At 59.5% G+C, this 26,794-nt stretch carries 23 protein-coding genes and 1 tRNA gene; 6 read left to right on the top strand and 18 right to left on the bottom strand.

Annotation, left to right across the window (positions count from 1 at the left end):
- Positions 1 to 138 precede the first annotated feature (138 nt).
- Positions 139 to 2,025, bottom strand: a complete 1,887-nt coding sequence (locus KI792_09090; protein MBV6633172.1) for an ABC transporter ATP-binding protein — start codon at positions 2,023 to 2,025, stop codon at positions 139 to 141.
- A gap of 1,034 nt (positions 2,026 to 3,059) precedes the next feature.
- Here KI792_09090 and KI792_09085 point away from each other — a divergent pair.
- A tRNA-Leu gene (locus KI792_09085) sits at positions 3,060 to 3,130 on the top strand.
- Between the two features lie 492 nt (positions 3,131 to 3,622).
- A complete protein-coding gene (locus tag KI792_09080) occupies positions 3,623 to 4,768 on the top strand; it encodes a slipin family protein (GenBank protein ID MBV6633171.1) in 1,146 nt (381 codons plus the stop codon).
- Positions 4,769 to 4,839: 71 nt separating this feature from the next.
- Here KI792_09080 and KI792_09075 read toward each other — a convergent pair whose 3' ends face one another.
- The 10 genes from KI792_09075 to KI792_09030 form a co-directional block, all read right to left on the bottom strand.
- The gene (locus KI792_09075) at positions 4,840 to 5,808 is read right to left on the bottom strand and encodes a hypothetical protein (GenBank protein MBV6633170.1); all 969 of its coding nucleotides are present in this window, start codon (positions 5,806 to 5,808) and stop codon (positions 4,840 to 4,842) included.
- A 133-nt stretch (positions 5,809 to 5,941) separates the two neighbouring features.
- Positions 5,942 to 7,027, bottom strand: coding sequence for a hypothetical protein (locus KI792_09070; protein MBV6633169.1), 1,086 nt, complete (start codon positions 7,025 to 7,027; stop codon positions 5,942 to 5,944).
- Positions 7,028 to 8,174: 1,147 nt separating this feature from the next.
- The gene (locus tag KI792_09065; GenBank protein ID MBV6633168.1) at positions 8,175 to 9,194 is read right to left on the bottom strand and encodes a hypothetical protein; all 1,020 of its coding nucleotides are present in this window, start codon (positions 9,192 to 9,194) and stop codon (positions 8,175 to 8,177) included.
- 2 nt (positions 9,195 to 9,196) lie between these two features.
- Positions 9,197 to 10,168, bottom strand: coding sequence for a hypothetical protein (locus KI792_09060; protein ID MBV6633167.1), 972 nt, complete (start codon positions 10,166 to 10,168; stop codon positions 9,197 to 9,199).
- A gap of 14 nt (positions 10,169 to 10,182) precedes the next feature.
- Positions 10,183 to 11,238 (bottom strand): hypothetical protein, encoded by a 1,056-nt coding sequence (locus tag KI792_09055; protein MBV6633166.1) that lies wholly within the window; start codon positions 11,236 to 11,238, stop codon positions 10,183 to 10,185.
- 243 nt (positions 11,239 to 11,481) lie between these two features.
- The gene (locus tag KI792_09050) at positions 11,482 to 12,537 is read right to left on the bottom strand and encodes a hypothetical protein (protein ID MBV6633165.1); all 1,056 of its coding nucleotides are present in this window, start codon (positions 12,535 to 12,537) and stop codon (positions 11,482 to 11,484) included.
- A 10-nt stretch (positions 12,538 to 12,547) separates the two neighbouring features.
- Positions 12,548 to 13,540, bottom strand: a complete 993-nt coding sequence (locus KI792_09045; protein ID MBV6633164.1) for a hypothetical protein — start codon at positions 13,538 to 13,540, stop codon at positions 12,548 to 12,550.
- Positions 13,541 to 13,688: 148 nt separating this feature from the next.
- Positions 13,689 to 14,000, bottom strand: a complete 312-nt coding sequence (locus KI792_09040) for a hypothetical protein (GenBank protein MBV6633163.1) — start codon at positions 13,998 to 14,000, stop codon at positions 13,689 to 13,691.
- Complete coding sequence (locus KI792_09035; protein MBV6633162.1) at positions 13,978 to 14,658, bottom strand: hypothetical protein; 681 nt, start codon at positions 14,656 to 14,658, stop codon at positions 13,978 to 13,980. Before KI792_09035 ends, KI792_09040 begins: the two co-directional genes overlap by 23 nt.
- A gap of 159 nt (positions 14,659 to 14,817) precedes the next feature.
- Complete coding sequence (locus KI792_09030; GenBank protein ID MBV6633161.1) at positions 14,818 to 15,735, bottom strand: LysR family transcriptional regulator; 918 nt, start codon at positions 15,733 to 15,735, stop codon at positions 14,818 to 14,820.
- Between the two features lie 133 nt (positions 15,736 to 15,868).
- Here KI792_09030 and KI792_09025 point away from each other — a divergent pair, with 133 nt between their 5' ends.
- Together KI792_09025 and KI792_09020 are read left to right on the top strand one after the other, a co-directional pair.
- Positions 15,869 to 16,672 (top strand): aldo/keto reductase, encoded by an 804-nt coding sequence (locus tag KI792_09025; protein MBV6633160.1) that lies wholly within the window; start codon positions 15,869 to 15,871, stop codon positions 16,670 to 16,672.
- A gap of 45 nt (positions 16,673 to 16,717) precedes the next feature.
- Positions 16,718 to 17,488, top strand: coding sequence for a glucose 1-dehydrogenase (locus KI792_09020; GenBank protein MBV6633159.1), 771 nt, complete (start codon positions 16,718 to 16,720; stop codon positions 17,486 to 17,488).
- A gap of 49 nt (positions 17,489 to 17,537) precedes the next feature.
- On the opposite strand, the gene KI792_09015 is transcribed toward KI792_09020, so the two are convergent.
- Positions 17,538 to 18,533: a hypothetical protein gene (locus KI792_09015; protein MBV6633158.1), complete on the bottom strand. Its 996-nt coding sequence runs from the start codon at positions 18,531 to 18,533 to the stop codon at positions 17,538 to 17,540.
- A gap of 209 nt (positions 18,534 to 18,742) precedes the next feature.
- Between KI792_09015 and KI792_09010 the strand changes: the two genes are divergently transcribed.
- Positions 18,743 to 19,681 carry a hypothetical protein gene (locus tag KI792_09010; GenBank protein ID MBV6633157.1) on the top strand — a complete coding sequence of 313 codons (939 nt, stop codon included), beginning with the start codon at positions 18,743 to 18,745 and terminating at the stop codon, positions 19,679 to 19,681.
- The gene (locus KI792_09005; protein MBV6633156.1) at positions 19,668 to 20,297 is read left to right on the top strand and encodes a hypothetical protein; all 630 of its coding nucleotides are present in this window, start codon (positions 19,668 to 19,670) and stop codon (positions 20,295 to 20,297) included. Before KI792_09010 ends, KI792_09005 begins: the two co-directional genes overlap by 14 nt.
- Here KI792_09005 and chrA read toward each other — a convergent pair.
- From chrA to panC, 6 genes are all read right to left on the bottom strand, one after another.
- Entirely contained in the window at positions 20,253 to 21,530 is a 1,278-nt protein-coding gene (gene chrA / locus KI792_09000) for a chromate efflux transporter (protein ID MBV6633155.1), read from the bottom strand. The two genes, KI792_09005 and chrA, sit on opposite strands and share 45 nt — an antisense overlap.
- Positions 21,531 to 21,592: 62 nt before the next feature.
- The gene (locus KI792_08995) at positions 21,593 to 22,603 is read right to left on the bottom strand and encodes a hypothetical protein (GenBank protein MBV6633154.1); all 1,011 of its coding nucleotides are present in this window, start codon (positions 22,601 to 22,603) and stop codon (positions 21,593 to 21,595) included.
- 79 nt (positions 22,604 to 22,682) lie between these two features.
- Positions 22,683 to 23,741, bottom strand: coding sequence for a hypothetical protein (locus tag KI792_08990; protein ID MBV6633153.1), 1,059 nt, complete (start codon positions 23,739 to 23,741; stop codon positions 22,683 to 22,685).
- 70 nt (positions 23,742 to 23,811) lie between these two features.
- Positions 23,812 to 25,113 (bottom strand): hypothetical protein, encoded by a 1,302-nt coding sequence (locus KI792_08985; protein MBV6633152.1) that lies wholly within the window; start codon positions 25,111 to 25,113, stop codon positions 23,812 to 23,814.
- Positions 25,114 to 25,122: 9 nt separating this feature from the next.
- Positions 25,123 to 25,794, bottom strand: a complete 672-nt coding sequence (locus KI792_08980) for a hypothetical protein (GenBank protein MBV6633151.1) — start codon at positions 25,792 to 25,794, stop codon at positions 25,123 to 25,125.
- A 74-nt stretch (positions 25,795 to 25,868) separates the two neighbouring features.
- A complete protein-coding gene (gene panC, locus KI792_08975) occupies positions 25,869 to 26,753 on the bottom strand; it encodes a pantoate--beta-alanine ligase (GenBank protein MBV6633150.1) in 885 nt (294 codons plus the stop codon).
- Positions 26,754 to 26,794: the final 41 nt, after the last annotated feature.

Raw genomic sequence — 26,794 nt, 5'->3', positions numbered from 1 at the left:
GCTGTAAAATCTTGGGGTGGTTACAGCGAGAGGTTCGATTCCTTGGCGACCCACCAAAAATACTTATCGTATACTTTATTCTGATGTGAAGCAGGAAAAGCCCGGGAGCATTGACCCCCGGGCTTCCTAACACCGCTATTACGCAGCGCCGTTTTTTAGATGTGCCTCAATGGCTGGCGCTTGGCCGGCTAGTAGGGCTGCCTTCTGGCTGGCGTCTAGGCCATCCATTAGGCCCAGGGCCTGCTCCTCAAACAGGGCGCGGTAGTGGCCACCCTCTCTTTGCAGCAGGGCCGCATGGCTGCCCTCCTCGACGATCCGGCCCTGGTTGAACACCAGGATCCGGTCCATCCCCTGAACCGTTGCCAGACGGTGGGCCACGACGAGCGTGGTCCGACCGGCCATCAAGCGACCCAGGGCCCGCTGGATTTCCGCCTCGGCGATGCTGTCCAGCGCCGCCGTGGCCTCATCCAAGATCAGGACCGGTGCATCGGCCAACAACGCGCGGGCAATTGCCACCCGTTGTCGCTCACCACCCGAGAGCTTCACGCCGCGCTCACCGACCAGGGTGTCGTAACCCTGGGGTAGGCGCATGATGAAGTCATGGGCGAGGGCCTCCCGCGCCGCTGCCTCGATCGCCGCCCGGCCGGCACCTGGCCGTCCATAGGCGATGTTCTCGGCGAGCGAACGGTGGAACAGCACCGGCTCCTGCGGGACCATGGCAAGCGCACGGCGCAAGCTCGACTGTTGAACGAGTGCGATATCCTGACCGTCGATCACGATCCGCCCATCATTCAAATCGTAAAGCCGCTGCAACAGCTTCACGAAGGTCGACTTACCTGAGCCCGAAGGCCCAACCAGCCCCACCCGCTCGCCCGGCTTAATCGCCAGATCGAAATCACGGTAGAGCGGGTCCACCTGCCCGCCATAGCGGAAGGTCACACCCTCAAAGCGGATCTCACCGCCCTTAGCACCACCGCCCTCTTGACTGTCATTAACAGCCGCCTGGAAAGGTGGGGCCCCGGGCACATCACGGACCGCGATCTCTTGGTCCATGAAGCGGATCACATCTTCCATCTCGTTCACCGACTTCTGCAGATGCTCGGCATGCTGCCCAACAAACCGCAGATAGGCGTTGACCACATGGATGGTCGACATGATCACGACGATATCGCCGCTGGTCGCCTGGCCCACATGCCAGAGCCAGATTGCCAGGCTCAACGCGCCCGCCATCATGATGGTCACCATGATGGACTGGAACCCGCCTGAGCCAACGGCCCGACCCAAGCTACGCCGGGCCCGCAAGTGCCAGAGGCGCGCCGCCTTAGCGATGCGGCGATCCTCCCGCGCCTCAGAACCGAAGGCCTTCACCACGGCATTACAGCCGAGGGCGTCAGCCAACAGGCCCGAGATCTTGCTGTCCTGGGCCACCTGCTGCTGGTTTGCCGGTCCGATCCAATGGACGGCCATCATCACGCTGACCACCACATAGATCGCCCCGGTCACCCCAACGAAGAGGCCCACCTGCCACCACTGGATGGCAAGGGCGAGGGTACAGCCGATCAAGATCACCGCAGCGGGAAACACTCCCCAAAGCAGGGTATCGCCATAAAGGTCGAAGCCCCACTTACCGCGGGTAATCTTGCGGACCACGGCACCGGCAAAGCTGTTCGCATGCCAGTCCGAGGAGAAGCGCTGCACGCGTTGGAACGCATCATTGACGATTTGCTCCATACACATCGGCGCCAGCCGGATCCAAAGCTGCTCGGTGATGTGCTTGGAACCATGGAAAAGCGCCATGATCCCCACATAACCGGCCACCGCCCAGAGGGCAGTGCTGGCACTGGCATCAACCACGATCGCATCAACGATCGAGCCGGCCAGCCAAGGTGACACCACATCCGCCGCAATCATGAGGCAGGTCATGGCAAACACGCCCCAAAACAGCTTGGGGTGCTGGCGCCAGTAGTTCCAAGAGAACGCCCATGTCTTGGCGTAGAGGGCCGCGGATTCACTGCGGCTTCTCATACGACCGGTACGGTCATGGTCGCCCTGGTCATCTAAATCATCATCAAAATCTTCAGCCATCATCTTCATACGGCCGACCCCTAAACCTTGTATCTAAGCCTTTGCTTAGTGGGGTCCGTAGCTGGCCGTACTCCCTTCTTCAAATAATCAATACCCTTGATGGATGGCGATCATCACCGCCGACGCTCAGACGCATTGGTGGTGGATCGCGTGCTCTAACAAACGCTCGGCCCATTCCATGTGCGCTGTAGATCACTAAAGATCGGCGCACCCATGGCCGGGATTGGATGGATTGATGGCGGTTATGCGTCCCGTAACCGGCATATCGAGACACCGGTAGCGTGAGGGGTAGCAAAGCAAGGTCGCAATACGACCTAAGCCAGACATCCTGATCAATTTTGCGGAATTGGGTCCCAGCAAGTGTAACTGGGGCAAACCAATCGTCGTTTAATCGTCCAAACCCGGAAGGTTGGTAAGCGTTTCCGGTTGGACCGAGCGGGTGTTAACGGAGGCGTCCCTTATTCGGACGGTCGGTTAAGACAAGCTCAGAACCAAAGCCGGTGGAGCACATGTGAATGGATACATAACTATGCATCGAGCTCTCCCTAGTGGTTCTAACAATCGGTTGCGTTCGAGTTGAACAAAGATCGCCGCCCATCGGCGATCTGTTCTATTAGGCTGCCAGCACCGGCACTTTCCGCCAATAGCTTTTTGCAACGCATTCAAAAAACGCAATGAATGATACGATGATTACTTATAGATCGAAATATTCATTCTGAACATGCGATGTCTGGTGATGTTTTATTGCCAAATCCGACCCAACACCCAGAACAAGACAGCTAGGGCCCGAAAATTTCTTGTTGCCAGTGATTCGTGTTTCGCGTATCCACCGCGACCCTCGACCGGAATAACCCGGAGGTGACACATGGTCAGAGTTTCAAAATTTACTCGCCCACATGGCTTGGCACTGCCACGGCCCATGTTTGGATGCGCCATCGGTCTGGTCGATTTGCCGACGATATCCAATCGTCCCAGCAAGCTAGCTCAACGGTAGAGCATCAGACTCAGGATCTGATTGTTGTGGGTTCGATTCCCACGCTTTGCACGACCCTGTGACGGTCTCCAAAACTAGCCCGGATGGACGGGATGTTGCCGCGCCCTGCAACGCGCCGGCGTTGATTGCCCTTGGGAATTTACCATTGGTGAACAGCGTCGGGGTCTAGCGAGCAGGGCAACACAACCCTCCCCCAGCTGCCGGTCTTTGCGGCCCGAGCCGCCGGTTCCGTGCCCCAACCCCCAACACCTGATTGACCAGGCATCGCCCTGGCAGATCGGTCACGGGCGCTGGGGCATCGACCGCGGATCTCGCGCCCATCGACCCGTGACCAGGGGTTGCCCCCGGCCATCCGGGCGCCTTTGAGCGTCTCCCAGAATTTCCGAACACAAGGTTCGAACACGTAATCGGAACACCCGGGCTGTCTTCATTCGAGGGCGGCGGCCCGGGCCCATCAACCAGCCCTCGATAAACAACCAAAGGAGTATCGCCCGTGCGTTAGCAAAGCCGCGAAGCGATGAAACAGGAGTAAGAACGATGATGATCAAACTGAAAGAATGGATCACCGGTAGAACCCGGGTGATCGTGAACGAGACCGAGCGGGCCATCTGGCTCGACAAGGGTCAGCTGAGGGACATCCTGATGCCAGGTGAATACTGGCTGCCTTCACGCGGGCATCGGCTTGATCTGGAATGGGCCGAGCTGACCGAGGCTGTCCTAGTCTCCAGCTACGAGACCGCCCTGTTCGATAGGCTCCCTGATATCGCGGCCGAGCAGCTGACGCTGGTGACAACCGGCCCGCAAGAGGTGGCCGTCATCGAGCAGGATGGCCGGGTCTTCCAAGTGCTGGGCCCGGATCAGCGGCTGGTCCTCTGGACCGAAGCTGGCCCATGGACGGCAACCGTCACCGATGCGGTGGAGGATATGGTGATCAAGGGCCCGCTGCTGCGGCGACTGACGAAAACCAACCTCACCGGTCTCGCTACCCTGGCCACCATCGCCGATGGTGAAACCGGTCTGGTGTTCGTCGACGGTGTCCTGGATCGGGTGCTCAAGCCTGGGGCCTACGGCTTCTGGCGGGCTGGCCGGTCGGTGGAGGTGAAAGTCATTGATGGCCGGGTGCAGGCACTCGACGTCACTGGTCAGGAACTCCTGACCAAGGACCGGGTGACCATCCGGATCAATGTCACCGCCACCTACCAAGTCACGGACCCGGTGGCTGCCGTTACGGACGTTAAGGACTTCCAAGACGTCCTGTACCGGTCGCTACAAACCGTGTTTCGGAAAGAGCTGGGTGCCAAGACCCTCGACCAGATCCTTGAAAACAAGGCGACGGTCGATGCTCTGGCGCTCGACAAGATCCGGGCCGATCTCGCCAAGATCGGTGTCGAGGTCTCGGATATCACCCTAAAGGACGTCGTCCTGCCGGGTGAGATGCGGGACATCCTGAACACCGTGGTCGCAGCCGAGAAACAGGCCGAGGCCAGCGTGATCAAGCGGCGGGAGGAAACAAACGCCACCCGGTCGCTGCTGAACACGGCCAAGGTCATCGCTGAAAACCCAGTGATGCTGCGGCTGAAAGAGCTGGAAGCGCTTGAAACGATTGCCGGTAAGGTCGAACGGCTGACCGTAACCAACGGTACCGACGGCCTGCTGAACGATCTGGTCAAGCTGCGGGATGAGGCTTAAGCGCCAAATCCCCGGGCATGGGGCCGTCGCCTTTGATTGGGTGGCGGCCCCATATCTGTTTTGGGCCCGGCCTAGGGTCGCATCGTAATGACGGGCTCACCGTAGCGGCGAAGATGCGGTGGCAAGGGGTTATTCGGCAACTCGATACCGGCAGCGATATTGCGCTGACGCGTCCATTCCACAGTGCTCTGCTGCACCACATCGGGCCCGACCTCACCACCGATATTAATCACTCTGCGAGTGTCTCGAAGCGGCCGACGTTCATCGAAGTAGAAATGTTCAGCGGGGATCTGATCCTCGCGCACCTCAGTTACATCCTTGTAAGCACCGTAGTGATCATCATGCAGGTAAACACCCGCGACCTCACCACCTGAGGCAGAGAGGGTGATTTGGCCCTGGGCCTCGCCACCAATTGTTATCTCACCGGCAGTAATGGCAATGCCGTAACCCATCACGTCCTGGGCCACACTCACATTGCCGCGCTCAAACTCACGGTTCCAATGGTAGATGTAATAGTGCTCGCTATGCTCATCCCGAAACTGCGGGAAGCCATTCTCACCCTCCCCTTCGATCCCGGTCAGCGTGACGTGATCGGCGCGGACGGAACCGGTGACGGTAATGCTATTCGCGCGGAACTCGGTATAGGGCATGGTGAGATCACCACGAATGGTCAGATCGCCCTCAAACTCATAAATGCCCGACTGAACCTTGCTGGCATCAATCTCAAGCTCTGGCAGGATATCCGAACCAGGCAAGACGATGCGGTTGGTACCGCCAGCCCGCCAGTCATTGAATGCCGTATCCCCCAAATCATAGACGAGTGCCCCATCTGCGACCGCGCTGGGGTCACCCTCAACAATGGTGACCGCCGCCGGCTGTGCCGCGATATCGGTTGGGGTTAACTCGGCCTGCGGACCACTGCCAAAGATCGCGATAGCCGCGCCCGCACCGCCAACAACACCGGTAAAAAGCAGGGCAGGAAGGGCGACCCCGGTTCCTGTCTTGCTAGGCTTTTGGCCTTGGTCTGGTTCATCACTCATGGCTGATCCAATCCCCGGTCTGGCGGTTTAAAACCCGTGGGCCTGCACGGCTATGCCGATTGGGTATCCACTACAAATACGCCTGCCTGCTGAAAGCCGGTACGGGCTTATGACCGACTACCAATGGCCGGGGTTAGATTGCGCCGCTGGACGAGCCAGGCACGGGCACACGTTTGGGCCCCTCGGGTTTGCCATCAGAGGTCAGTAAAGGATTGCCCACCGGGTTGTCGCGTGGCGAGGTTTGCTGACGCTCAACCAATTCGAGTGCCCGGCTCTGGGCCTTCTTGATCTCTTGAATGCCCATGTAACTGGGGCTTGGCCGGCCACCACTGCCGGGCAGCTTGCCCAGCTCCATCGCAAGCTGTCGGATGTTCACAGCACGCCCTATGCCGCTATCAGCGACCGAACGCCAACCCTCTAGGTGTCGGTCGGTATAGGCCTTGTCCAAACCAGAGTTGTCGAACCAAGCGTGAAAGGCGCCCTGCATGCCGCGCCGGATCTGGCCATCGGAAAGCTTGGCACCATCGGGGATCGTGCCAATCTCACGCTCAAACGCCTCGGTCAGCGGCTTATAGGTTGGGCTCTTCTGCGCGGCCTCCCAGGCCTCCGTCGCACCGGCCTGCTTTAACTGGTAGGCGCCAGCAACCGCGAAGGCAGCGGCATCCGCCTCAACCATATAGAGGGCCGCAAACCGGTTCTGCTTCGTCTCTGCCAACATCCGGTCAAGCAGGCGGTTTTGATCCTGCCACCCATGGCGAAGCTCATGCAGGCCACTCAACACCACGCGGCCACCGGCACCATTCGCGTTGATGATCGCCGCGTCCTGACCAATGAGGTAGATGGCGGCCGCTGATGCCGGGATTTTCGTTGCTGCATTGGTGCAAAGGGTGGCGGTACCACCAGACAAATCTTGGTACAGCCGATCCGCGAGCTCTGACTGACGGATATAGCCATAGAACCTGTTCAACAGCTGCTCAGTCTTGCTGTCTGGTGCCTCACCCGGCATCAGGCAGTTATCGCGGTTCTTCGCGCGCCAACGCTCAAGCGACGCACTGTTCAGGCGGACGCCAGCATCTGGATCAGTGATGGCTGGGGTTTCATGGGTTGCACCAGCGGCGGCAACTGGCAGCGGCGCAGACAGAACACCGATGATGCCCCGCGTCATGGATAGCTGACGCAGGATGCCACCTCGGAATTGCTTGCCTTGAAATGCCCCCATTGAGCTGCCCCCACACCTCAACTTACGTCAATCAGTCCGTGCCCCTAGGGCCCACCAACAGCCCGTACCGGTATGCCATCAAATCCAGGCAGGCGATTAGCGACAGCGGCAATGGCCTGACCAAGGATACTAGGTTCAGCTGGTTCTAATGCGGCATCGCGCGGTGTGCGCATAACGACCTCATCGCCGGTGATGCCGCCAATGCTGATCGATACCTCGGCTGACTGAATTGGCCAGCGGCCCATCTCTGTGACGTCAGTGTCTGGAATGCTCTGTGCTGCGACCATCTCTGCTGGCAGATCGTAGGATCGCATGATGCGTGGCACATCCTGATCACCGGGATAGGTGACGTAGTTAAGCCCAAGACCGTCGGCGATGCGCATTGCCGCCACTTCGCCTTGGGAGGCTTGCAGGTCGATGTCACCCATGGCGCCACCTGCAATCTCAATCGTGCCCGCAACCATGGTGATGTTGTCGCCCTGCACGCTGCCAGCAACCGAGATATCGCCACGTGGGATTACGCTGTCGAAGCCGTCGAGATAGGTTCGACCATCGGCGAGTGGCATGCTGCGTGGTTGTTGCCAATTGCTGGGCCCCTCGCTCGCGATCAATCGAACATGATCGGCATCGANGCTGCCCGTGGCATGGATATTAGCGGCTTCAATCTCAACATAGGGCTGGGTCAGATTGCCGGCGATGGTCAGGTCGCCGTCAAACTTGTACCGGCCCGGCGCCAGATCGGCGGCCTGGATGGTTAGATCGGCAGTGCCCGATGTGCCTAAGGTCTGAACCGGGGCGTTGGGCGCAACAGAAAGGGCATCAAGCTCAGCTTGCGAAACCGGTGGCAGGCTGGATGGGCCGCTGAACAGGATCAGCGCACCAACGCTGGTAAAGCGCGCAATGCGCCCGCGCGAGCCTGTGCCCGCTTGGTCGTTGGCCGCTTGGTCGTTGGCCGCCGCAACCCGATCTGATTGTTCCGCAATGCTAGCCATGGCGTTACATCTTCCTAGCCGAAGATGCCCCCCAACTTATTGTTAACCCTGGGCAAAACGGGCCCAAAACCAACGGGCGACGATGGCAAACCGTCAACCCATGCGACCATTAGCGCATGTTATAGAGAAAACACCATCAACTATCTGATCTGCGCCTATGGAATGGGCCGGCGGCGATCGATATCTGTGGCGGGGCCACCAACCGCTGGCGGACCAACGGTGGCGCGGCTCTGGATCCGATCGGCCCAGGCGGCGTGCTCCGCGGCGCGCTCAACATCACGGGGCGTTTGGATCGTCACATCCTCGCCGGTCGTCCCGCCAATGGTGACCGAGGTCGCTGCCGGTGCTGCGGCCCAACGTACGGCCTCTCGAGTATGATGGGCTGGGATTGACTGATCACTGAACATCGCGAGCGGTGTCCGGAAATCGGGATCGCTACGACGGGTGAGGTAGTCTTCATCCCTCAGGGTGTAGATCGTGCCGCGCACTTCCTGACGGATGGTCATATCGCGGTTCTCACCCTGGCTCGCTGCCAGGCCCATAGTGCCAATGGCATCACCAGCAATGTCGATACGACCAGCCACCATCTCAATCTGATCGCCGATCACACTGCCAGCGATTATGATGTCACCACGCGGCACATGGGCATCAAAGCCCGTGAAATAAGTCGTGTTTCCATCAACACTGCGCAGAGTCGCGATCTCAGGATTGCTCCAAACCTCCTCACCCTCCGGTGTAATCAGGCGGAGATGGTCGGCCTCAATTCCCTGCTCGAAGGCGATGTTGGGGGCGGTGATCTCAACATAGGGTTGGGTGAACTGGCCCGCGATCACCACATCGCCATCATAGCGATAGCGGCCAGGCTCAAAGTCGGCAGCCTGCAGGGTGATAGTTGGTGCGATATCAGCGCTACCGACCACAAAATGGGTCTGCACACCGCGACGCCAATCGCCATCCTCACCCACACCCAACTCTTGCACCGGCGCGTCAGCAGCGATAGCGGCCAAGCCGTCGGCCTCATTAATCTCAACTTGTGCAACGGGCTGCTGCTGCGGGGCATCGGGCCCGCTTGCCAACCAGATGGCGGCACCGCCGCCCGCGAGCGCGGTTACGGCCAACGCGGCAAGACCAAAGCCGCGCCCACGTGGTCGCTCTGTTGCGCTGAGTTCTGTCATGGCTATGGCCGCCGAAGGGTTGGGGTATCAGCATCAGGCGTGGCAGCTACTTGTGTCGCCGCTACGATTGACGCCGCAGTTGGCTGGGTAAAGCCATGCTCACTGGCCCAGATGCGTGGGATGATCTGGCTCACATCACCCTCAATGGTGCCACCGATTTGGATCACCTGATCGGGCCGCTGAAGCCCCATGCGGATTGATTCATTGTACTGGTCGGGGCCAATGCTCGGATCGCGATAAGACTGCACACTATCAACAGTTCGACCGTGGCTCTCGGTGAGAACCGCACTGGTCCATTCGCCACCGGAGGCAGCCAGGTCAACCTCACCCGACACATCGCCGCGAATACGGATCTCGCTTGCGACCACATCAATATCGTCCCCAGTGACCGAACCACCAATCGTCACATCACCGCGGTGATAATGATGGTCCCAGCTGGTCAACACGGCGAAACTGCGATCCCCACGACCATAGAAAAGCATGTCAGGATCATCACGGACCGGCGCTTCCTCAATCGTCATGAGGCGGACACTATCAGCCGATACATCCCCATCGACCGTGATGCTCTTCGCCGTTATCTCAACATAAGGCTGGGTAAGATCACCGGTAAGGACAACATCGCCATCGTAATGATAACGACCAGGCGTGATCGCACTCGGATCAATATTGATCGTTGGCAACCGAACCTCATCACCAATCGACACCACATGCCGGGTGATCGTGCCCAGCCGCCAATCGCCCGGCTCACCGACGCCAAGCGGCTGAACTGGTGCATCCGGACCAATCACCGATGGATCGATTTGGACAACTGGGATTGGTGCCGGGGTCGGTTGGGCAGCATCAGGGCCGCTGGCGAGTTTCAGGATCGTCAAGCCAATAGCGGCTGGTACAGCCACAACACCAGTAGCAACCAAGCCCATTGGCACCCGGGATTTGCCCTCTTCTGCCGTTGATGTCTGTTGGTTAGTGACCATAGCTCGGCAATGCCTTACGGGATTCGGATGCTGGGTTGTTGATCTGCGCGTGCCTCTTTACCCGCGGCCACAATAGGAATGCGCCGTAAGGTTTCAGAGACGGCAAGGGCTGCCTGCTGATCACCGAAATAGCTGTCGGCACGGGGCGTATCGCCAAGTGCGGCCCGCTCGGTCACCGTATCAAACCGGCCAAGCAGGCTCTCGCGGTGGCCATCGGCATCTGTGGTGGTGAGGGGCAGCGCGCCCAGATGTTCAACCACCCGTTCATGATAAATCCGGGGCAGCGGGGTATCATCGAACCAAGATTGATAGGCTGCCTGCATCGCCTGGCTCAGCTGTGCCGCGGTTGGTTGGGCATCGCTATCAGCGTCATAACCAGCATCAGCCAGCCCCTGCTCAAAAGCAGCCGCCACCGGTGCGTAATACTGATCGCGCTGCAGGTAGTTCCAGGCATCGGCATCACCCTGGGTGGTCATCATCTGCCAGGACGCCGCCACCGCGAAGGCGGAGGCATCAGCCTCCATCGCATAGGTCTGGGCGATGTAGCCCTGCTGGTCCAATTCGGTGTGATCGACGGTTAGGCCCAGATGATCCTGCCAGCCATGGCGCATCTCATGCAGGGTGCCCATGATCTGATAGCCGCGACGCAGCTCTTCCGGAATGCTCGGGAAAGATCGGGGGATCACCATCGCCTCAAAACCGGCGTGGTAGTAGAGGCTGGTGTTGTCGTCGTGCTGAACGGTGCCTTCACACAGCGTCAGGTCTGAGTCCTGAAGATCGGCAACCAACTGCGCGCCTAGCGGCATGCTGCTGATCGTGGTGCGCAGGCGATCATAGAAATGCTCAGCGTCGCTGGTCGGCTCTTCCGCAACATGGAGGCACTCTTCCGCCCGGAAGCTGCGCCACACGTTCAGGTTGGATGCCCCCAGATCGACCTCTGTGTCCTTATCAGGCGCCGCGATGGTTCCATCGGGATTGATCGAGATAACTCGCACCTGCGCATCTGCATGCTCTGCCAAGGCACCAAGCGCCATCGTTGCGCCTGCGGCTAGGGAAAGAAGCCGGTTCATGATGCCCGCCGATCATGGCGGTGGCCGCCAAATGCGTTGGATAAAATCATTAGAGAGGTGCCTCGGTTGGGTCCGATTTGTTCTGTGGTCATAGGGTGATATGCAGCGGCGAAAGGCGTAAGAGATAGACAATGCGTTTGACGCAACGCCCTATGCGTTAAATGCATAGTGGTTATGTAATTCGTTCATTGTTCCTGATGTCAGATCGGCCTGCAGCCCAAGCCCTCCAACGATTACAGGGCATCAGAATGGTCCCCGTGCGGGTCCTGAATTGATCGTCGCGGGCGCGGCTGGCGACTGCCCCTGCTCAGACGCGGGGCGGTAGTTTGGTGGCGGCTGATACTCAAATGCCTTCTCAACCACCATTTCCATATGGCGCCGGGTCAGGAACAGATCTGGTCGATCACCGCTGGGTAAACTCTCCAGCCGGGTGGCGAGCTGAGAGACCAAAACATCCATATCCACTGGGCTATGGTCCCGATCCGTGAGGTGGCGCTGGTGGAAGGTTGAGTAGAAATCCGTGAACACCTTGTTGTTCAGCCAGGCCTCAAACACCGCCGACATGGCATCGCGCATTTGCTGATTGGTCGGCGTGTCTTCAGGCCCAACCCCAGCATCTGCCAAGCTCTGCTCAAACGCAGTGATCAGACCGTTATAGGGACCGTCAGGCGCGGCATAGGAATCCCAGGGCCGTGAATCCCCCGCCTTCCGCATCTCATAGGCAACGGCAACGGTGAAGGCATGGGCCTCACCCTCCACCAGATACATTCCAGCGAGGTATTCTTGCTGGGTGCGCCGGTGGCCATCCTCATCACCGCGCATCAGGCCGACATGATGCTGCCAGCCATGCCGGACTTCCTCGATACTGGTGGAGTACAGCAGATTGCGGTCCCGGAAGAGTGGCAGGGCCGCATAACGCAGATCCGGCCGATAATAGGCGCGGTTGTTCTGCTGGATCTCAATATCGCCAATGCAGAGGGTCAGCTCAGAGTTACTGAGATCATGGAAGGTTTGGCTACCGATCGGTGATTTAACAATGTCATCCCGAACGCCCGCATAGAATTCCTCAGGCGGGCTGGTCGGTGCCTCGGTCACATGGAGGCAAAGCTCCGAGCGTTGCGCACGCCAAAGGTTCAGCATCCCATGGCCCAGATCGACGGTGATATCGCGGTCCACATCAAATTGCTGGGCCTGAAACAATGACCCATTCAGTGGCGACGCTTCAGCCTCGGCGGGCTCCGCAGCGTAGCTCAACAGGGCGCCTAATCCGGCGGCGGTGGTGGCAAGGGCTCGATGCATAAACAGTGCTCTACCGGGCTAAGGTGGGCGCCACGCGTGGCACCGGAATTTGATCAAAGGCGGTTTCAACGGCCAGCCGAACCTCAGCGTCGCCGAGATAGACATCCGGCCGATCACCGGCTGGCAGGGCGGCCAGGCGCTCGGTGATCACGGCCACCTCACCAGCCATTGGTCGGGTGCTGTGCGGCAGGCCATCTAGGGTGGTCTGGTGCAGCGACTGATAGAAATCGCGAGGCTGTTCCAAGGTCATGAAGGTGCGGTAGGCGGCCCGCATCGCGTCTTGATACTGCGCGGCGGTGGCCGGCTCACCCGGGGTGACCCCGGCATCTTTCAAGCTATCGAGATAGGCCTGGGCCATGGGGCCGTGGGCCGTGTTGCGGGCAACGGCATTCCAGGCATCAACCTCACCCTGTAGGCCAAGCTCATAAGCCGTGTGCACGGCAAAGGCGGCACCATCGGCCTCCAGCATCAGAACCGTCGCCATCTTGCTTTGCTGTGAATCGCCGCCGGGCGCCTCGGCCATCAGGCCCAGATGATCCTGCCAGCCATGGCGGATTTCCTCGGCCACGCCGGAGAGGAAGACACCCATGCTGCGGCCATCCACCGGTAAGAAGGCCACGTCCTTGCTGCTGCTGTACCAGGTGTTCTGGTTACCAGGGTGATGGGCATCACCGGTGCAGAGGGCGAAGTTGGAACCCTCCAATTCGGTCAGCATGCGTTCAACCGATGGGGAACGAGCCCGCATCCAACCCTGCATCCCGTCATAAAAGGCCTCGGGCTGGCTATCCGGCTGCTCACCGACCATTAGGCAGGCATCGGCCCGGCTGGCGCGCCAGGCATCAAGATCGGCGTCACCAAAATCGGTCGCGATGTCGGGATCTATTCGAACAACGGGTGCGGTTGGTTGGTCGGGGATCGACCCCTGGGCCTGGGCAGCGGCCAAGGGCGCCATCGTCGCGGCGACGACGGCCAATGGTCCGGTGGTATGAAACGCCCAGCGCATAGATCACAGCCCTTAAGGGGAGAGGTGGCAGTGAAACTTTCGATATGCGGGGCTTAGGCTAGTTCGATGAAGGCTGAAATAGACTGACATAAATTTGCAATAATATTTCACCCGCACGAAATTTATGCATAGGCCAGCAGCGCCCATTTTATCGGCAGGGCGTCAGCAACAGATTGAATTTCAGGAAATTAGCGGGCCAGGGCGGGGGCGACGCGCTGTACTGGGTCTGCTGGAAGGCAACTTGAGCCGCCCGTTGAGCCTGATCCGCGCCGAAATAGAGGTCGGACCGATCCTCACCCACCACGGCCGTCGGTAACCGCTCGGTAAGCGCGGCCCCCTCTGCTCCAGCCGTTGCCGCGCTATGGGGCAGGCCAGACAGCAGCTCCTCGCTCCGCTCACTATAGAACCGCAGGTAATCGGGGTTTTCCATCCAGGCATCAAAGGCTGGCCGTGAAGGCATCAGCCATCGCGCGGTGACCATTGCTGTTCTGGATGAACTCCCAGGCGTCTGGTCGACCAGCGAGACGCAGCTCATGGGCGGTTAGCACGGCAAAGGCGGCGCCATCGGCCTCAACCATCAAAATCTCAGCCAGCTGTCCCTGGCGGGTCAGCGGCGTGTCTGAGGAGACCATCATGCCCTCATTATCCTGCCATCCATGGCGGGTCTCTTCCGCCGTGGCGGCGATGAAGTAACCAATGGTCCGGCCAGAGCTCGGCAAAATCGCCGCCTTAACACCACCATGATAGAGGAAGTTGGTGTTGCCCTGGCTGTAGGTATCGCCAGCACACATGGTGAAAGGTGAGCCACTTAGATCGTTCAGCACACCGTCATAAGCTGGCGACCACTCGCGCATGGACTCCCGAACCCGGGCATAGAAACCCTCGCGCTGATTGGACGGCTCTTCATCAATATGCAGGCAGTTACCGGCATTGCGTTGGCGCCAGCGATCCAGATTGGCATCGGGCAGCTCAACCAGAATGTCGTTATCCAGCACCCAATCCTGAGTATTGGGGGCCGTTGGCATTGGGCCCGTATCCTGCGCAGCAACAGGCGGCACGGGGCCGAGCAGTGCAGCAGTAACGGCCAGGGGGCCAGTTGTATTGAATGCCCAACGCATTGATCACAGCCTTTGATAAGGGGAGATGGCAGTAAGTAATCGATTATGTTGGGGTACGCCTGATCCATGAAGGCTCAAACAGCCTGAGATAAGTTCGCAACAAAGTTTCAAGCGCACGAAACTTATGCATAGGTCGGCCTAACCTACATACCAGGCCAATCAACTGCTGGTTACGGTGATGCCAGCCCCGATGGTTGGCAGCTCCGCCCGCACATGCTCCATGAACAGGCTCAACCGCGCGGGACGGTAGCGGGACTGCGGATAGGCCATCGAGAGGTTGAGCGATGGCGGGTGCCAACCGGGGCATAGAATGCGGGCCTGACCAGCATCAATCGCGGGTTGCACCAACCATCGTGGCAGGATCGAGTAACCATGCCCGGCGAGGGCAAGGCGGTGCGCTGCGAAGATATTATCGGTCGAGATTGCAATGCTGGGCGTCAGGGTTACCACCCCACCCTTTGCATCCTTAAGATCGATGCTTTGCCCGACATAGGGACCGAGGGTGACGGCCGGCACCTCTATCAACTCATAGGGGTGGGTGGCTTGGATATCGGCATCACTGCTGGTCACCAACACACGCTCAATCTGCCAGAGCCCACGGACAATCAGGCTCTCATCGGCAATGGGGCCAACCCGGACCCAAAGATCGATGCCCTCAGCGATCAAATCTCTCGGCGCATCATCCAGCAGCCAATCAATCGTAACCTCGGGGAAGCGGGCGACAAAGCTGCCCGCCAGATCGGCCAGCACCGTTTGGCCAAGCCCGGTGGGTGCCGCGATCCGAATGCGCCCCCGCACCGCCGCCTGGCCCTGGCGGTATTGTTCCGTCACCGCCTCCCAATCACCGAGGAGTTGCCGCGCCTGGCTCAGAAAGGTTTGGCCCGCCTCGGTAAATGACAGCTCATGGGTCGTGCGCATGATCAGCTGGGTGCCCAGCTCCGCCTCTAGCTCCCGCAACTGGCGGCTGGCCGAGGGCTGGGAAAGGCCAAGGGATCGCCCCGCCGCACTGAGCGAGCCGGTCTCTGCGATCCGCACATAAAGGCGCATCAGGTCAAAGCGATCGAGTGTCTTGGCCAAGGGGGTGAGCCTTATCATTCAAAAAACGAATGATATTAATTTTTATTATCTGTCTACCGAATGCAAGCCGTCCGGGTCAGTTTCTATCCCAGCACCGCGTTGGAGCGGACCACCAAGGCAAGGAACAGACCCGATGACAAACTCAAAGACGAACAAGATCACCAACCAGACCTTCACGTTTAAAGACGGCCGCACTGTCAACCGCCTCGGCTATGGCGCGATGCGCCTAACCGGCCAGCCTGGCAATTTCGGACCCTATGGCGATTGGACCGCCGGGCAGACCCTGCTGCGTACCGCCGTTGATCATGGTGTCGACTTCATCGATACGGCCCATGCCTATGGCCCGCGCTGGAATGAGCGGCTAGTGGCGAGCGCTCTCGATGGTTATGCCGATCACGTCTTTATCGCGACCAAGGGCGGCATTCATAAGCGCGGTCCATCCGCCGCTGACATCACAGCCGATGGGCGGCCAGAGACCCTGCGCTACCAGATTGAAGAGAGCCGACGTCACCTAAAGCGGGATGTCATCGATCTCTACTACCTGCACCGCCCGGACCCGAAGGTCCGCTTCGCTGACAGCATCAGTGCGCTAGAGTCTGCACGGCAGAATGGTGAGATTGCGCGGATTGGGGTCTCCAACGTGACCTTAGATCAGCTGCGTGAGGCCATGCGCATTGCGCCAATCAGCGCGGTACAGAACCGTTTCAACCCACAAGATGGCGGCGATCAGGAGGTGCTGGAGTTCACGACCAAGCACGGCATCGCCTTCGTGCCATGGGGACCCTTGGGCGCCCACCCGCTGAAGCCAGGCAGCCCCTTTGCAGCCAGCCAAGGGTTGGGGGTTCAAGGCGCCATCCAGGCGCTGCCGATCCCGGGCACCACCTCAATCGATCACCTGCTTGAGAACCTGTCCGTCACGGCGCCACTGGCGGCCTGACATCAGGCAAGCACCGATCAAACCGTACTTAAGAGGATACAAACCATGTCACGCTTTACCGACAAAGTTGTTCTGATCACCGGCGCCACCTCCGGCATTGGCGAGGCCACGGCCCATGCCTTTGCCCGCGAAGGGGCCATGGTTATCGTCAATGGCCGCCGCGCCGAGAAGGGTGCGGCCGTCGTCACCGCGATTGAAACGGCCGGCGGCAGAGCAGAATTTATGCAAGCCGATGTCACGGATGAGGCAACGATCGCCAGCCTTATCGACGCCATCATGGAAAAGCATGGGCGCCTCGACATCGCGTTCAACAATGCCGGTGCTGAGGGCAAGATGGGCGAGCCCACCGCCAGCCAGACTGGGGCTGATTATGATGAGATTATGGGCACCAATGTTGCCGGTGTGCTCTGGGCCATGAAGCATGAGATCAATGCCATGCTGAAAACCGGGGGCGGTGCCATCGTCAACACGGCCTCAATCTTCAGCCAGATCGGCATGCCGGGCATGGCGCTCTACACCGCCGCGAAACACGCGGTGCTGGGCCTCACCCGGGCCAGTGCGCTGGAATACGCCAAAGAGAATATCCGTATCAATGCGGTCAGCCCTGGCGGTGTTGAGACCGAGATGTTCGTCCGCGCCGCTGGCACACCGGAGGAGAATTCTGACGGGCGGCAATACTTCACCAACTTCCACCCGATGGGCCGCATCTCAACCCCGGAAGAACAGGCCGAGGCCGTACTGTTCCTAGCCTCTGATCAGGCCTCCTTCGTCAACGCCGCCAACCTCGCCGTCGATAGCGGATGGAGCGTTTCTTAAACAAAGCGCTGGTGGTGCAAGAGATGTAAAGGGCAAGAAGCCAGGCTTACTAAGGCCGCCGTAGCTTGGCCTGGGCGCGGGGGATTGGGGCGGCGGAGAGTGACTCTGAGACAGCGCGCCCAATCTCTGACCGACCGATAAAGGCATTGGGTTGATCCGGATCGATCAACGCGGCCTGTTTCGCCGCGAGGCGCAGCACCTGGCGCTGGAAGCTATCCTTAGTGTGCGGTAGCTCGCCAACCGGTTCGGCATGGGTTTGGCGATGTAGATCCTGGAAACCACTCGTCATGTACCAGGCGTGATACGTCTCACGCATGGCCATTTCGATCTCACCCTCATGGAGCGGCGTGGTTCGCTCTACCTGATCCCGTGGGGTGATCACCTCTTCAAAGCGACGAGCCATGGGGCCGGTTTTGACGCTGCGCTTTAGGTGGTCCCAGACCATTGGCTGGCCCGCCTCTTTCAGCTCATAAGCCACGGCAACCGTAAAGGCTGCCGCCTCGCCATGGCGTAGGAAGAGATCGGCCAGATAGCCCTGCTTGGTTCCGTTTTGTGGATCGCTGGCATAGGCGCCGCGCTGGTCCTGCCAGGCATGGCGGATTTTCTCAATCGCCTCAGCGGCGAAGGAAGCCGCGGTGCCACGGAATGGCAGCACCACCATGTCCTCATCAGGGCGATAGGTGAACTCAGAATTCCAGGCGAAGGTTTCCTCACCCTTACAAAGGGTGACGTCGGTATCTTCCAGATCCGCAAACACCTGTGCCATCAGTGGAGACTGCACCAGGAAACGCCGCAGGTTTTGCTGGTACTGCTCACCTGGCTCATCCGCCGCCTCCCCTGCCTGCAAACAGATTGAGGCATGTTGGCGGCGCCATTCATTGATGCTGGGCTTATCCAGAAACGCCTGGGTATCCTGATCGGTATTCGCCTCAACCCGGTGCGGGTCTGGGTTCGCCGATTGGGCGCTGGCAGTATGAGCGCCCACCGATCCCAAGAGGGAGGCGATCAAAGCAAGACCGACAGTCGTGTTGGCGCGAGAAGCCATGGAAAGCTGGAGAGCCTGTTTGTTTTCAATGCCCTAGTTTTGCGCCAATCGCCGGAAAGAACAAATGCTATTTCACGTGTTTCAACATACCTATGCACGAGATTCATAGCACATTCTGGCCGCGCCAAACCGGCGGTTTTGCCATGCTGTGTTGAACCCTTCGGCCCCGCATAGCAGTTGGTTTAAGCTTAAGCGTGTTACGGGCAGGAATGATCAAACCTGACTTCATGGATGCGCTAACAGCTTACTTTGCGGCGTTGATCGCTGATCGGGACGCGGTCAATGACCTGTCGGCCTGGCTATCGATCTTGGCCGATCCGCCCATGCTGGCGATTGGGTTTATCGGGATTTGCCTGCTTGGCCGGAAACGCATTCGCTGGCCTGAGACCGCTATCATCCTTGTCTTTGCCTACCTAATCGGGGCGAGCGCCTTGCCACTCGGCGCTGTCACTGGCGCCATGGGTGAATTGCTACCGCGCCTCGCCGGGCAGAACACGGCGGTGGTGGTGATGCTGTTCCTCGCCCTAACCACCACCATTCTGACCATCATGCTGCTGGTGCCCACATGGCGTAGCCGGGACAGGTTTGTTGTGATGGCAACGGGTTGGGCGATGCTGGTCACCACCACAGCATTTCACCTGATCATCATCCACGGCCTGATGATGCAGGGGTTCCGACTTGAGGAAGAGCGGCTGGCACTCGCCACCCCGCTGCCAACCGAAACCCACGAGCAGCTTTGCCAAAATTTCCAATGGGAATGCTGGGAACAGCGGGCCGGGGATCCAATCCCTGAGGCGGCAGGGCAAAACGCCATCGATTTGCTCACGCTGCGCCTAAAGCGCCGGCCAGATAATCTACCGCCTGGTGCCTATTTCGGGGTGAGTTGGAGCAATCCCGACATCACCTCCGGCGGTCCTTATGCTGCCAGATATCAAGAGATGCCGGGCAGTACCTACCGCCTGGTAATCAGCCGCACCGGGATCATGGCCCCCTATAACGCCTACGAGCTCTTATTTGTCGGCCATATGGCGCTGAGCCACTCGATCTGGCTGATCCTCGGCCTCGCGGTGATCTACGGACATCGCCGGGTTGATGAACGACGCCGTAAGCCAGGATTAACGGAGGGGATCACCGATGCCACTTCGTGAGATTATTGGCGCGCGGCTGATGATGGGTGGGCCAGTTGAGGTGTTCCTGGCCCAGGGATTGGCCGTCATGGCCTGGACCGTGCTGCTGATCACCGCCGCACTGCTGCTACGGCATCGATTGATCGTTAGTGCCAAGTCGAGCCATGCCGTGGCCTGGGGTGCCGTTATTGGCGGGCTGCTGGGCGGTGTGGGGTCCGCCAGCACATCACTCATGCTGGTGATGAGTGCGGCGCTGCTGATCATGGCGGGTCTCACCCTATGCCTTAAGGCCAGGCGGATTGGTTCAATTGATCGTTGGGTCGCGGCCGCCGGTAACCTGGTGGTCGGTGGCTCTATCACGCTGTTCGCGCTGGTCTATCTGGGGGCAGGCCATGGGGTTGTTGCTGCCTTAATCATTGCCGATCACCAGGCCTTGGCCGGTACATCACCCGACCTGGCAACAGCGCTCATGGACCGGGATACCGGGGTCTTCACCACCGGCAATCACTATGCACTCTGGCTACTAACCGGGTCGGTGAGCGCGGTTTGGGCAATAATGACCCTAGCCATCATCTGGTTCCATCGACGCCGGTTAAAGCTGCCCCAGCGCCAGGCCACAGAGGGCGGCAACGCCTAACACACGCAGCATTGGCCATTTGGCCCCAAACAGCAGCGCACCGGAGATCGCGGCAATCACGGCCACCCGCCAATCGACGCTGAACAAATCGGGCGACCATAGCTGGATCGGGCCCAGCGCCACCCGCTCCATCTCCCCGAACAGGACATGCAGTGCGAACCACAGCGATAGGTTCAGGATCACACCGACCACCGCCGCCGTGATGGCCTGCAACGCGCCTTTCAGCCTCGGCTGCGCCCCAATCCACTCGATGTATGGGGCACCGGCAAAGATCCAGAGGAAGCAGGGGGCAAAGGTAACCCAAAGGGTGACCACGGCACCGAGGATCGCAAGGCCTAATCCCCCCCCACCAAAAGCGGCGAGGAATCCAACGAACTGGGTAACCAGGATCAATGGCCCGGGCGTTGTCTCGGCGAGGCCCAACCCATCGATCATCTGACCAGCGGTTAGCCAGCCAAACTGCTCAACCACGTCCTGGGCCATATAGGCGAGGACAGCATAGGCACCACCAAAGGTGACAACCGCCAATTGGGAGAAGAACTGCGCAATCTGCATCAGGATCGCTGGCGCTGCCGTCAGGGTCAGCACTAGGAACGGCAGTACCCAAATGCCAAGCCAAAGCACCACCGTGCCAAGAGTTTTGAGCGGCGACACGCTGACCGCCACCGCTGCGGCCTCCCCGGCCTGACTGCCGCCGCGAATGAAACCAACACAGGCTGCAACCGCAATGATCGCCGGGTATGGCAGGGCGAGGAAGAAGATGCCGATAAAGGCAAGACCAGCAATGGCCCAGGCCACCCGATCCTCCAGCGCCCGCTTAGCAACCTTGATCAACGCCTCAATGACGATCATCACCACCGCGGCCTTAATGCCCAGAAACACGGCATCAACCAACGGGACATCACCGAACAGGGCATAGCCGGTGGCAAGGGCCAGGATCACCAGGGCGCCCGGCAGGATGAACAACAGCCCGGCAATCAACCCACCCAGCACACCATGCAGCCGCCAACCCGCATAGGTCGCGAGCTGCATTGCCTCGGGCCCTGGCAACAACATGCAGAAGCTAAGCGCGTTCAGATATTGCTGCTCGGTCAGCCAACCACGCATGGCCACCACCTCACGATGCATAAGGGCAATCTGACCCGCAGGCCCACCAAAGGACAGCGCGCCAATCTTGGCCCAAACCTTGGTGGCATCTAGCAATGTTGGGGGCTGGGTTGGTGGGGTGCCCATCACAATCCGAAACTTAGTGAACAGCGATGGGGTGGCATACTGGAACGGCAGCCAACCAGCAATCAGGGAGTGGGTGGTTCAGTTCGGTTCCTGGGGACATCACCATTCTGGCCCAAGCCCGGTTGGTTGCCTGACTGTGAGAGATCAGCAGCACTTAGCGAAGGTACCCGCAACAGCGCAGCCGTCCGCGCATTGTCCACGGCATCCATGCCCAGATAACTGGCATCACCCACGGTCCGCCCGGGCAGTCGCCCTACCATGGGGCCGAAAGAGGCGCGCATCTCTTTTGTTCCGGTCCAGTTCTCCCCCTTGGCCGCAAAGTTCGTCTCAATCTGCTGCACATAGGGGCCGTAGTTTTCCTCGGTCTCAAACCAGACATTGTAGGCATCACCCATCGCCGCCGAGATTGCCTCGTCGCTTTTCGCAGCCTCTGGTCCGTCACGCTCACGCACGGCATCAATCCGTGACTGAAAGGCATTGGCCTGAAGATGCTCAACCGGATCGTTGAGGACCGCATCCCAGGCACGCGGGTCACCCCCTTCTTTCAGTTGCCAAGCTAACCCAACCGAGAAGGCACGGGCATCAGCCTCAACCATCATCAGCTGTGCCGCGTAATCACGCTTGGTTAGGTCGCCCATATCGGCGATGCCCAGCTGATAATCCTGCCAACCATGACGATACTCATGGGCGGCCACCACGATCTCACCACCCTCTGAGAATACCGGCATGACCTCGATGGCCCGTCGATCCGTTTGATAGACACCACCAGCACCCTGAACCAACGGCAAGATGCCAACCATGCCTGGCACCTCACAGCGCGCGACCTGGCTGCCCATCATCTCCTTGAACAGGTACTCACCAAGATTGGTAGAGGTCAGGGTATCCCGCTCCTCAGCCAGCCGATGCTCTGTCTTACTTGTGGGGAGTTCATCGACGGTCAAACAGAGCTGGGCGTGGCGATGCCGCCAGCTATTGCCGTCACGTGACAGCAGGCCGGTACGATAATCCGGGTCATTTGCATCACCGGAAAGAGCTCGCCGAAGCCAGCCAATCGGCCCTTCATTTCCAGCCATCGCACCACATCCCCAAAAACCCCTCAGGACATAATGTGGTAATCACAGGAGACATGACAAGCAGGCAACGACGACCGAGTTATGGTCGGCCGATACCGGGGTTCACCAGATTTGGACCTGCAACCGCATGGCGATCAGGCATGATTGTCCCCTCTGGGAACTGAACCGACCGCACGGCCTCGATCTCCGCCTGGGCTAAGGCGCCATGCCCCAAATAGCTTGAGCCCGTGCCTGGCACCCGGCCGATCTGTACGGCAAAGCCCTGGGGCAAGGTGGCCGTCGAAGCCCAGCTATCCATTGTCTTCACGAATAGGCGGTTGAGGCTGTTCACATAGGACTGCCGATTACCTGGCTCGGTGAACCATGCGTTGTAGGCATCACTCATCGACCGGGTTAGCGCACTATCGCTGTTGATTGCGGCTTGCCCCTCATCCGCCGCGATCTGCTCCATCCGCGCCTCAAACGCTTCGGCCATCGGTTTGTAGCTCTTGGTTAGGTCCATTGCCGCATCCCAGGCACGGTCATCGCCCTGCTGTTTAAGCTGCCAAGCAATGGCGACAGCAAAGGTGCGGGCATCAGCCTCAATGATAAAATTTCGTGTGGCATGGGCCACTTGGCCCAACCCTTTGCCGAACGCATCCTCAACAGCATAGTTCTGCCAGGCATGGCGATACTCATGGGCGCCGGTCAGGATCTGCCTGCCTTCAGATACCCGCTCAACCACGCCCAGGGCGCGGTGTTTGGATTTGAATAGGCCCGCAACCTTGTCGGTATCCTCACCATCGAAGAACCCACTATCCTCATGGCACAGGCTGACCTTTGTGCCTCGCAACTCGTTAAAGGTACGTTGCCCCAGATCCGTGCCTTCAATCGCATCGCGAATGGCGGCGAGCTCTCGCTCAATATCGTTGGAGGGTTGTTCGGCAATCGTCAGGCATTGCTCAGCACGTTTCTCACGCCAAGTATTCAGCTTCGCGCTGCTGAGAGAGGGCTTCAGATCGGGATCGGGGGGTAGATCCTGGATACCGTGGGCGAACGCTCCACCATGCTCGCCATTAGGCCCTTCTGGCGAATGCGGCGAACAGGCCGCAAGCGCTGCAATGAGGACAAGCGTGAGACGGGGCGATTTAAGCGCCATGAACGGGTTCCAAAACTTTGGGGTGCCCGCACTATGCGATATTTAGATGAAAGCTAGGGAATTGGCGGCTTTAAGGCCGGGCCGGTAAAGGTACCCGCGCCCGGTTTCGCGACTCCCGCCACCGGCTAAGGAAATTCGCTGCACCTGGGCCGGTACTATCATTCTCCAGAAGCCGTTGATCGTCCTGGATATAGCTGAAGTTCGGCACCCTGGCATGCTCACCCGGCTTTGGCGGGGCGCCCACAAACTTCTCAGCGATCGCGTCATAAGCCTCAAAATCATCGGCATAGACCGGTTGATTATTGCGAAGCTTTCTGGCGATGCCGTCTAAGTGCTCCGCCTGCTCATACAGCATGCGGGATGTGCCGCGGGTGTAGCGCTTATCATCAACATCTTCGAACCCCTCAAGGTCCATATGCTGGGGCTGTGCCGGCAGGCCGGTATAGCCGTGAATGACCGACATGCCGACAATATCGGCGCCAACATCACGGGCGATCTCTCGGATTTCCGGGTCGGGATAACCAGCCCCTTGGTGTCCCGCGATCAGTTCCAGCTCATCGCGGAACTGCTTAATCGTGTTCCGATCATACTGGGCCATGTAATCCGTCTGGCGGAACCAGGCGTCATGGGCGACCCGGCGGGCTCGCCCGTCGCTCAGGGCCTTGGGATCGTTCTGGACCGCACTTAAGAATGCCTCAGCGGCAGGCAGCTCAATATCTGGGTTCCGCTTATCCATCGCGATCTTCCACAGGCTGTCATCACCTGCCATCGCCACCTCATAAGCAACCTGGACTGAACCCGCGACCGCTGCTGCCTCCATATGCCGAACGGCAAGGATCCGGCTGGAAATGGCGGTTTGGCTGTTGATGCCCATCTCGCCGCCGCCCTCGGCGTAATCCTGCAGCATGTGAACCTGTTCATGGGCACTGTAGAGCGAAGCCATGGCGATGAAGCGCCTAGCCGATGGCTCATCCATCAACGGGCCGGCGCTGTTCAGCATCACGTCGCGCAAGCCGGGCGCATAGCTCGCCACATTCTTACCGCCCGGGTCGTCACGGAACAGCATCCGCACATGCCCCTGATCAGCATGGATCAGCAGCTGATGGCCCAACTGACTTTGCGACAGCTTATCTCGAATGGCCCGGATAGCCTTGGACTGCTCACGAGGCATCTGCCCCAGGTAACCCTCAGCTAGGAAGCTATGCTCATGCGGATGGTCATCGGGCCCAATGCCAATTGGCACACCGTACGGGTTCTCCCAATTCGTAAGATCAGGTAGGCGCCGACCATCGACCGCTGCTGCCTTCTTCTTCTGCCGCTGAAAGAACAGGCTAGTTTTGAGATTCTGAAAATCGAGCCCGGTAAAAGCCATCGGCGCCCCCTATGCAGAGCTCAGGGCGAAATCGATGGGCATGCCAGCCACCATCGGATCTTCGCGAAGGCGCAAATCACCGGCGATCTGTTCTTCATCAGCGATTTCGAGCATGCCGTCGAAGCCAATGCGGAACGTCGCGCGGAACAGGGCGTCCTGATACAGGCCGGTGCCGATGACCAGATAGCCATCATCATCGGTATCAATCAGGGATAGGGGTCGGACCAGCGGGTTTACTTGCGGCGCTTGATAGGCGCCCTCCTCTTCCCGCCATGGGATGTCGCTCGCCTGTTCAGCGAGGCGAATACCGCCCGCCTTGTCGGTCACATGCTCCAAATAGAAGCGGACGTAATCCAGCACATTGCTGGTGCTAAGGGTCAGCGGCACGGCCTCATTGGCGCGTACCAGCGGCTCAAGCCCACCCGCCATGATGTAGAGGTAGTCCTGATGCTCAACGACGACGCGTTCCTGAAGCTGGCCAGGGCGGGCACGGGCAATGGGGAATATCAGACGGCGGGCGCCTGGGTAGAATGGGATTAACTCGCTGAAAAACATGGTGAAACCGTGATCGGTTTTCCATGTTGGGGAGAGCAGGCGATGTTCGGCCAGCCGGTCGCCCATACGCTCTGCCAGCGCAATCAACTCGGGCGTGATCGGCTCACGATCCAGTTTTAACGGCACGAAAGTGTATCCCCAAACAACATCCAAACGTCAGCCGTCGCCGACGCGTTCCCTTTCCCATTACGGTAAGCCTATCACGAAATTGGCGAAACCGGGATATTGTCGATTAACCGGGTCTTACCCAGCTTTGCCGCCACCAAGAGGCGGCCGGGTCGATCACCAGCCTGTTCCATGGGCGCCAGCGTCTCCGCATCACGAAGATCGAGATAGTCAGGCTGGTCAAAACCAGCCCCAACCAAGGCTTTAACCGATGCCTCTTGTAACGGGGCAAAGGGCTGCCCATTGGCTAGCGCCTGGGCAATCGCCTGCAGCTCTGCATTCAGCCTGGGGGCAACCTGCCGCTCGGCCTGGCTTAGATAGGCATTGCGGGAAGACATCGCGAGGCCATCCGCCTCCCGCTCGGTTGGGCGGCCACTGATCTCAACATCGATATCCAAATCACGAACCATCTGCTTGATGACAGCAAGCTGCTGGTAATCCTTCTCCCCGAACACGGCGATATGGGGCTCAACCTGCAGCAAGAGCTTGGTCACGACCGTCGCCACACCGGTGAAAAAGATTGGGCGATGGGCACCCTCCATCGGCTCGGCGACGGCGCCCAAACTGACGCTGGTCTGATGGCCGTCGGGGTACATGATGGACCGATCAGGCGCGTAGATGACGGAGACGCCCCGCTCGGCCAGCTTGGCGGCATCACCCTCAAGGTCACGCGGATACTGGTCAAAATCCTCATGCGGGGCGAATTGGGCCGGGTTCACAAAGATACTAACCACCACCAAATCAGCGAGCGACAAGGCGGCATCTACAAGGGCCAAATGCCCCTCATGCAAGGCGCCCATGGTTGGGACCAGGGCAACCCGCTGCCCCGCTGCCCGCCACCGGCGGACATAGCCACGGATGGCAGCAACATCGGGCGCGATTGGCGGCGTAACGGATGTGGTGGTCTGGCGATCTGTCATAAAACTGCCATTGGAATGCGGGGGCCAGACTGCCGTATGAA

Source organism: Alphaproteobacteria bacterium SS10, assembly GCA_019192455.1.
GTDB lineage: Bacteria > Pseudomonadota > Alphaproteobacteria > TMED2 > TMED2 > TMED2.
Note: the sequence above shows the minus strand (reverse complement) of the source record. Positions and strands in the feature narration are given on the sequence as shown.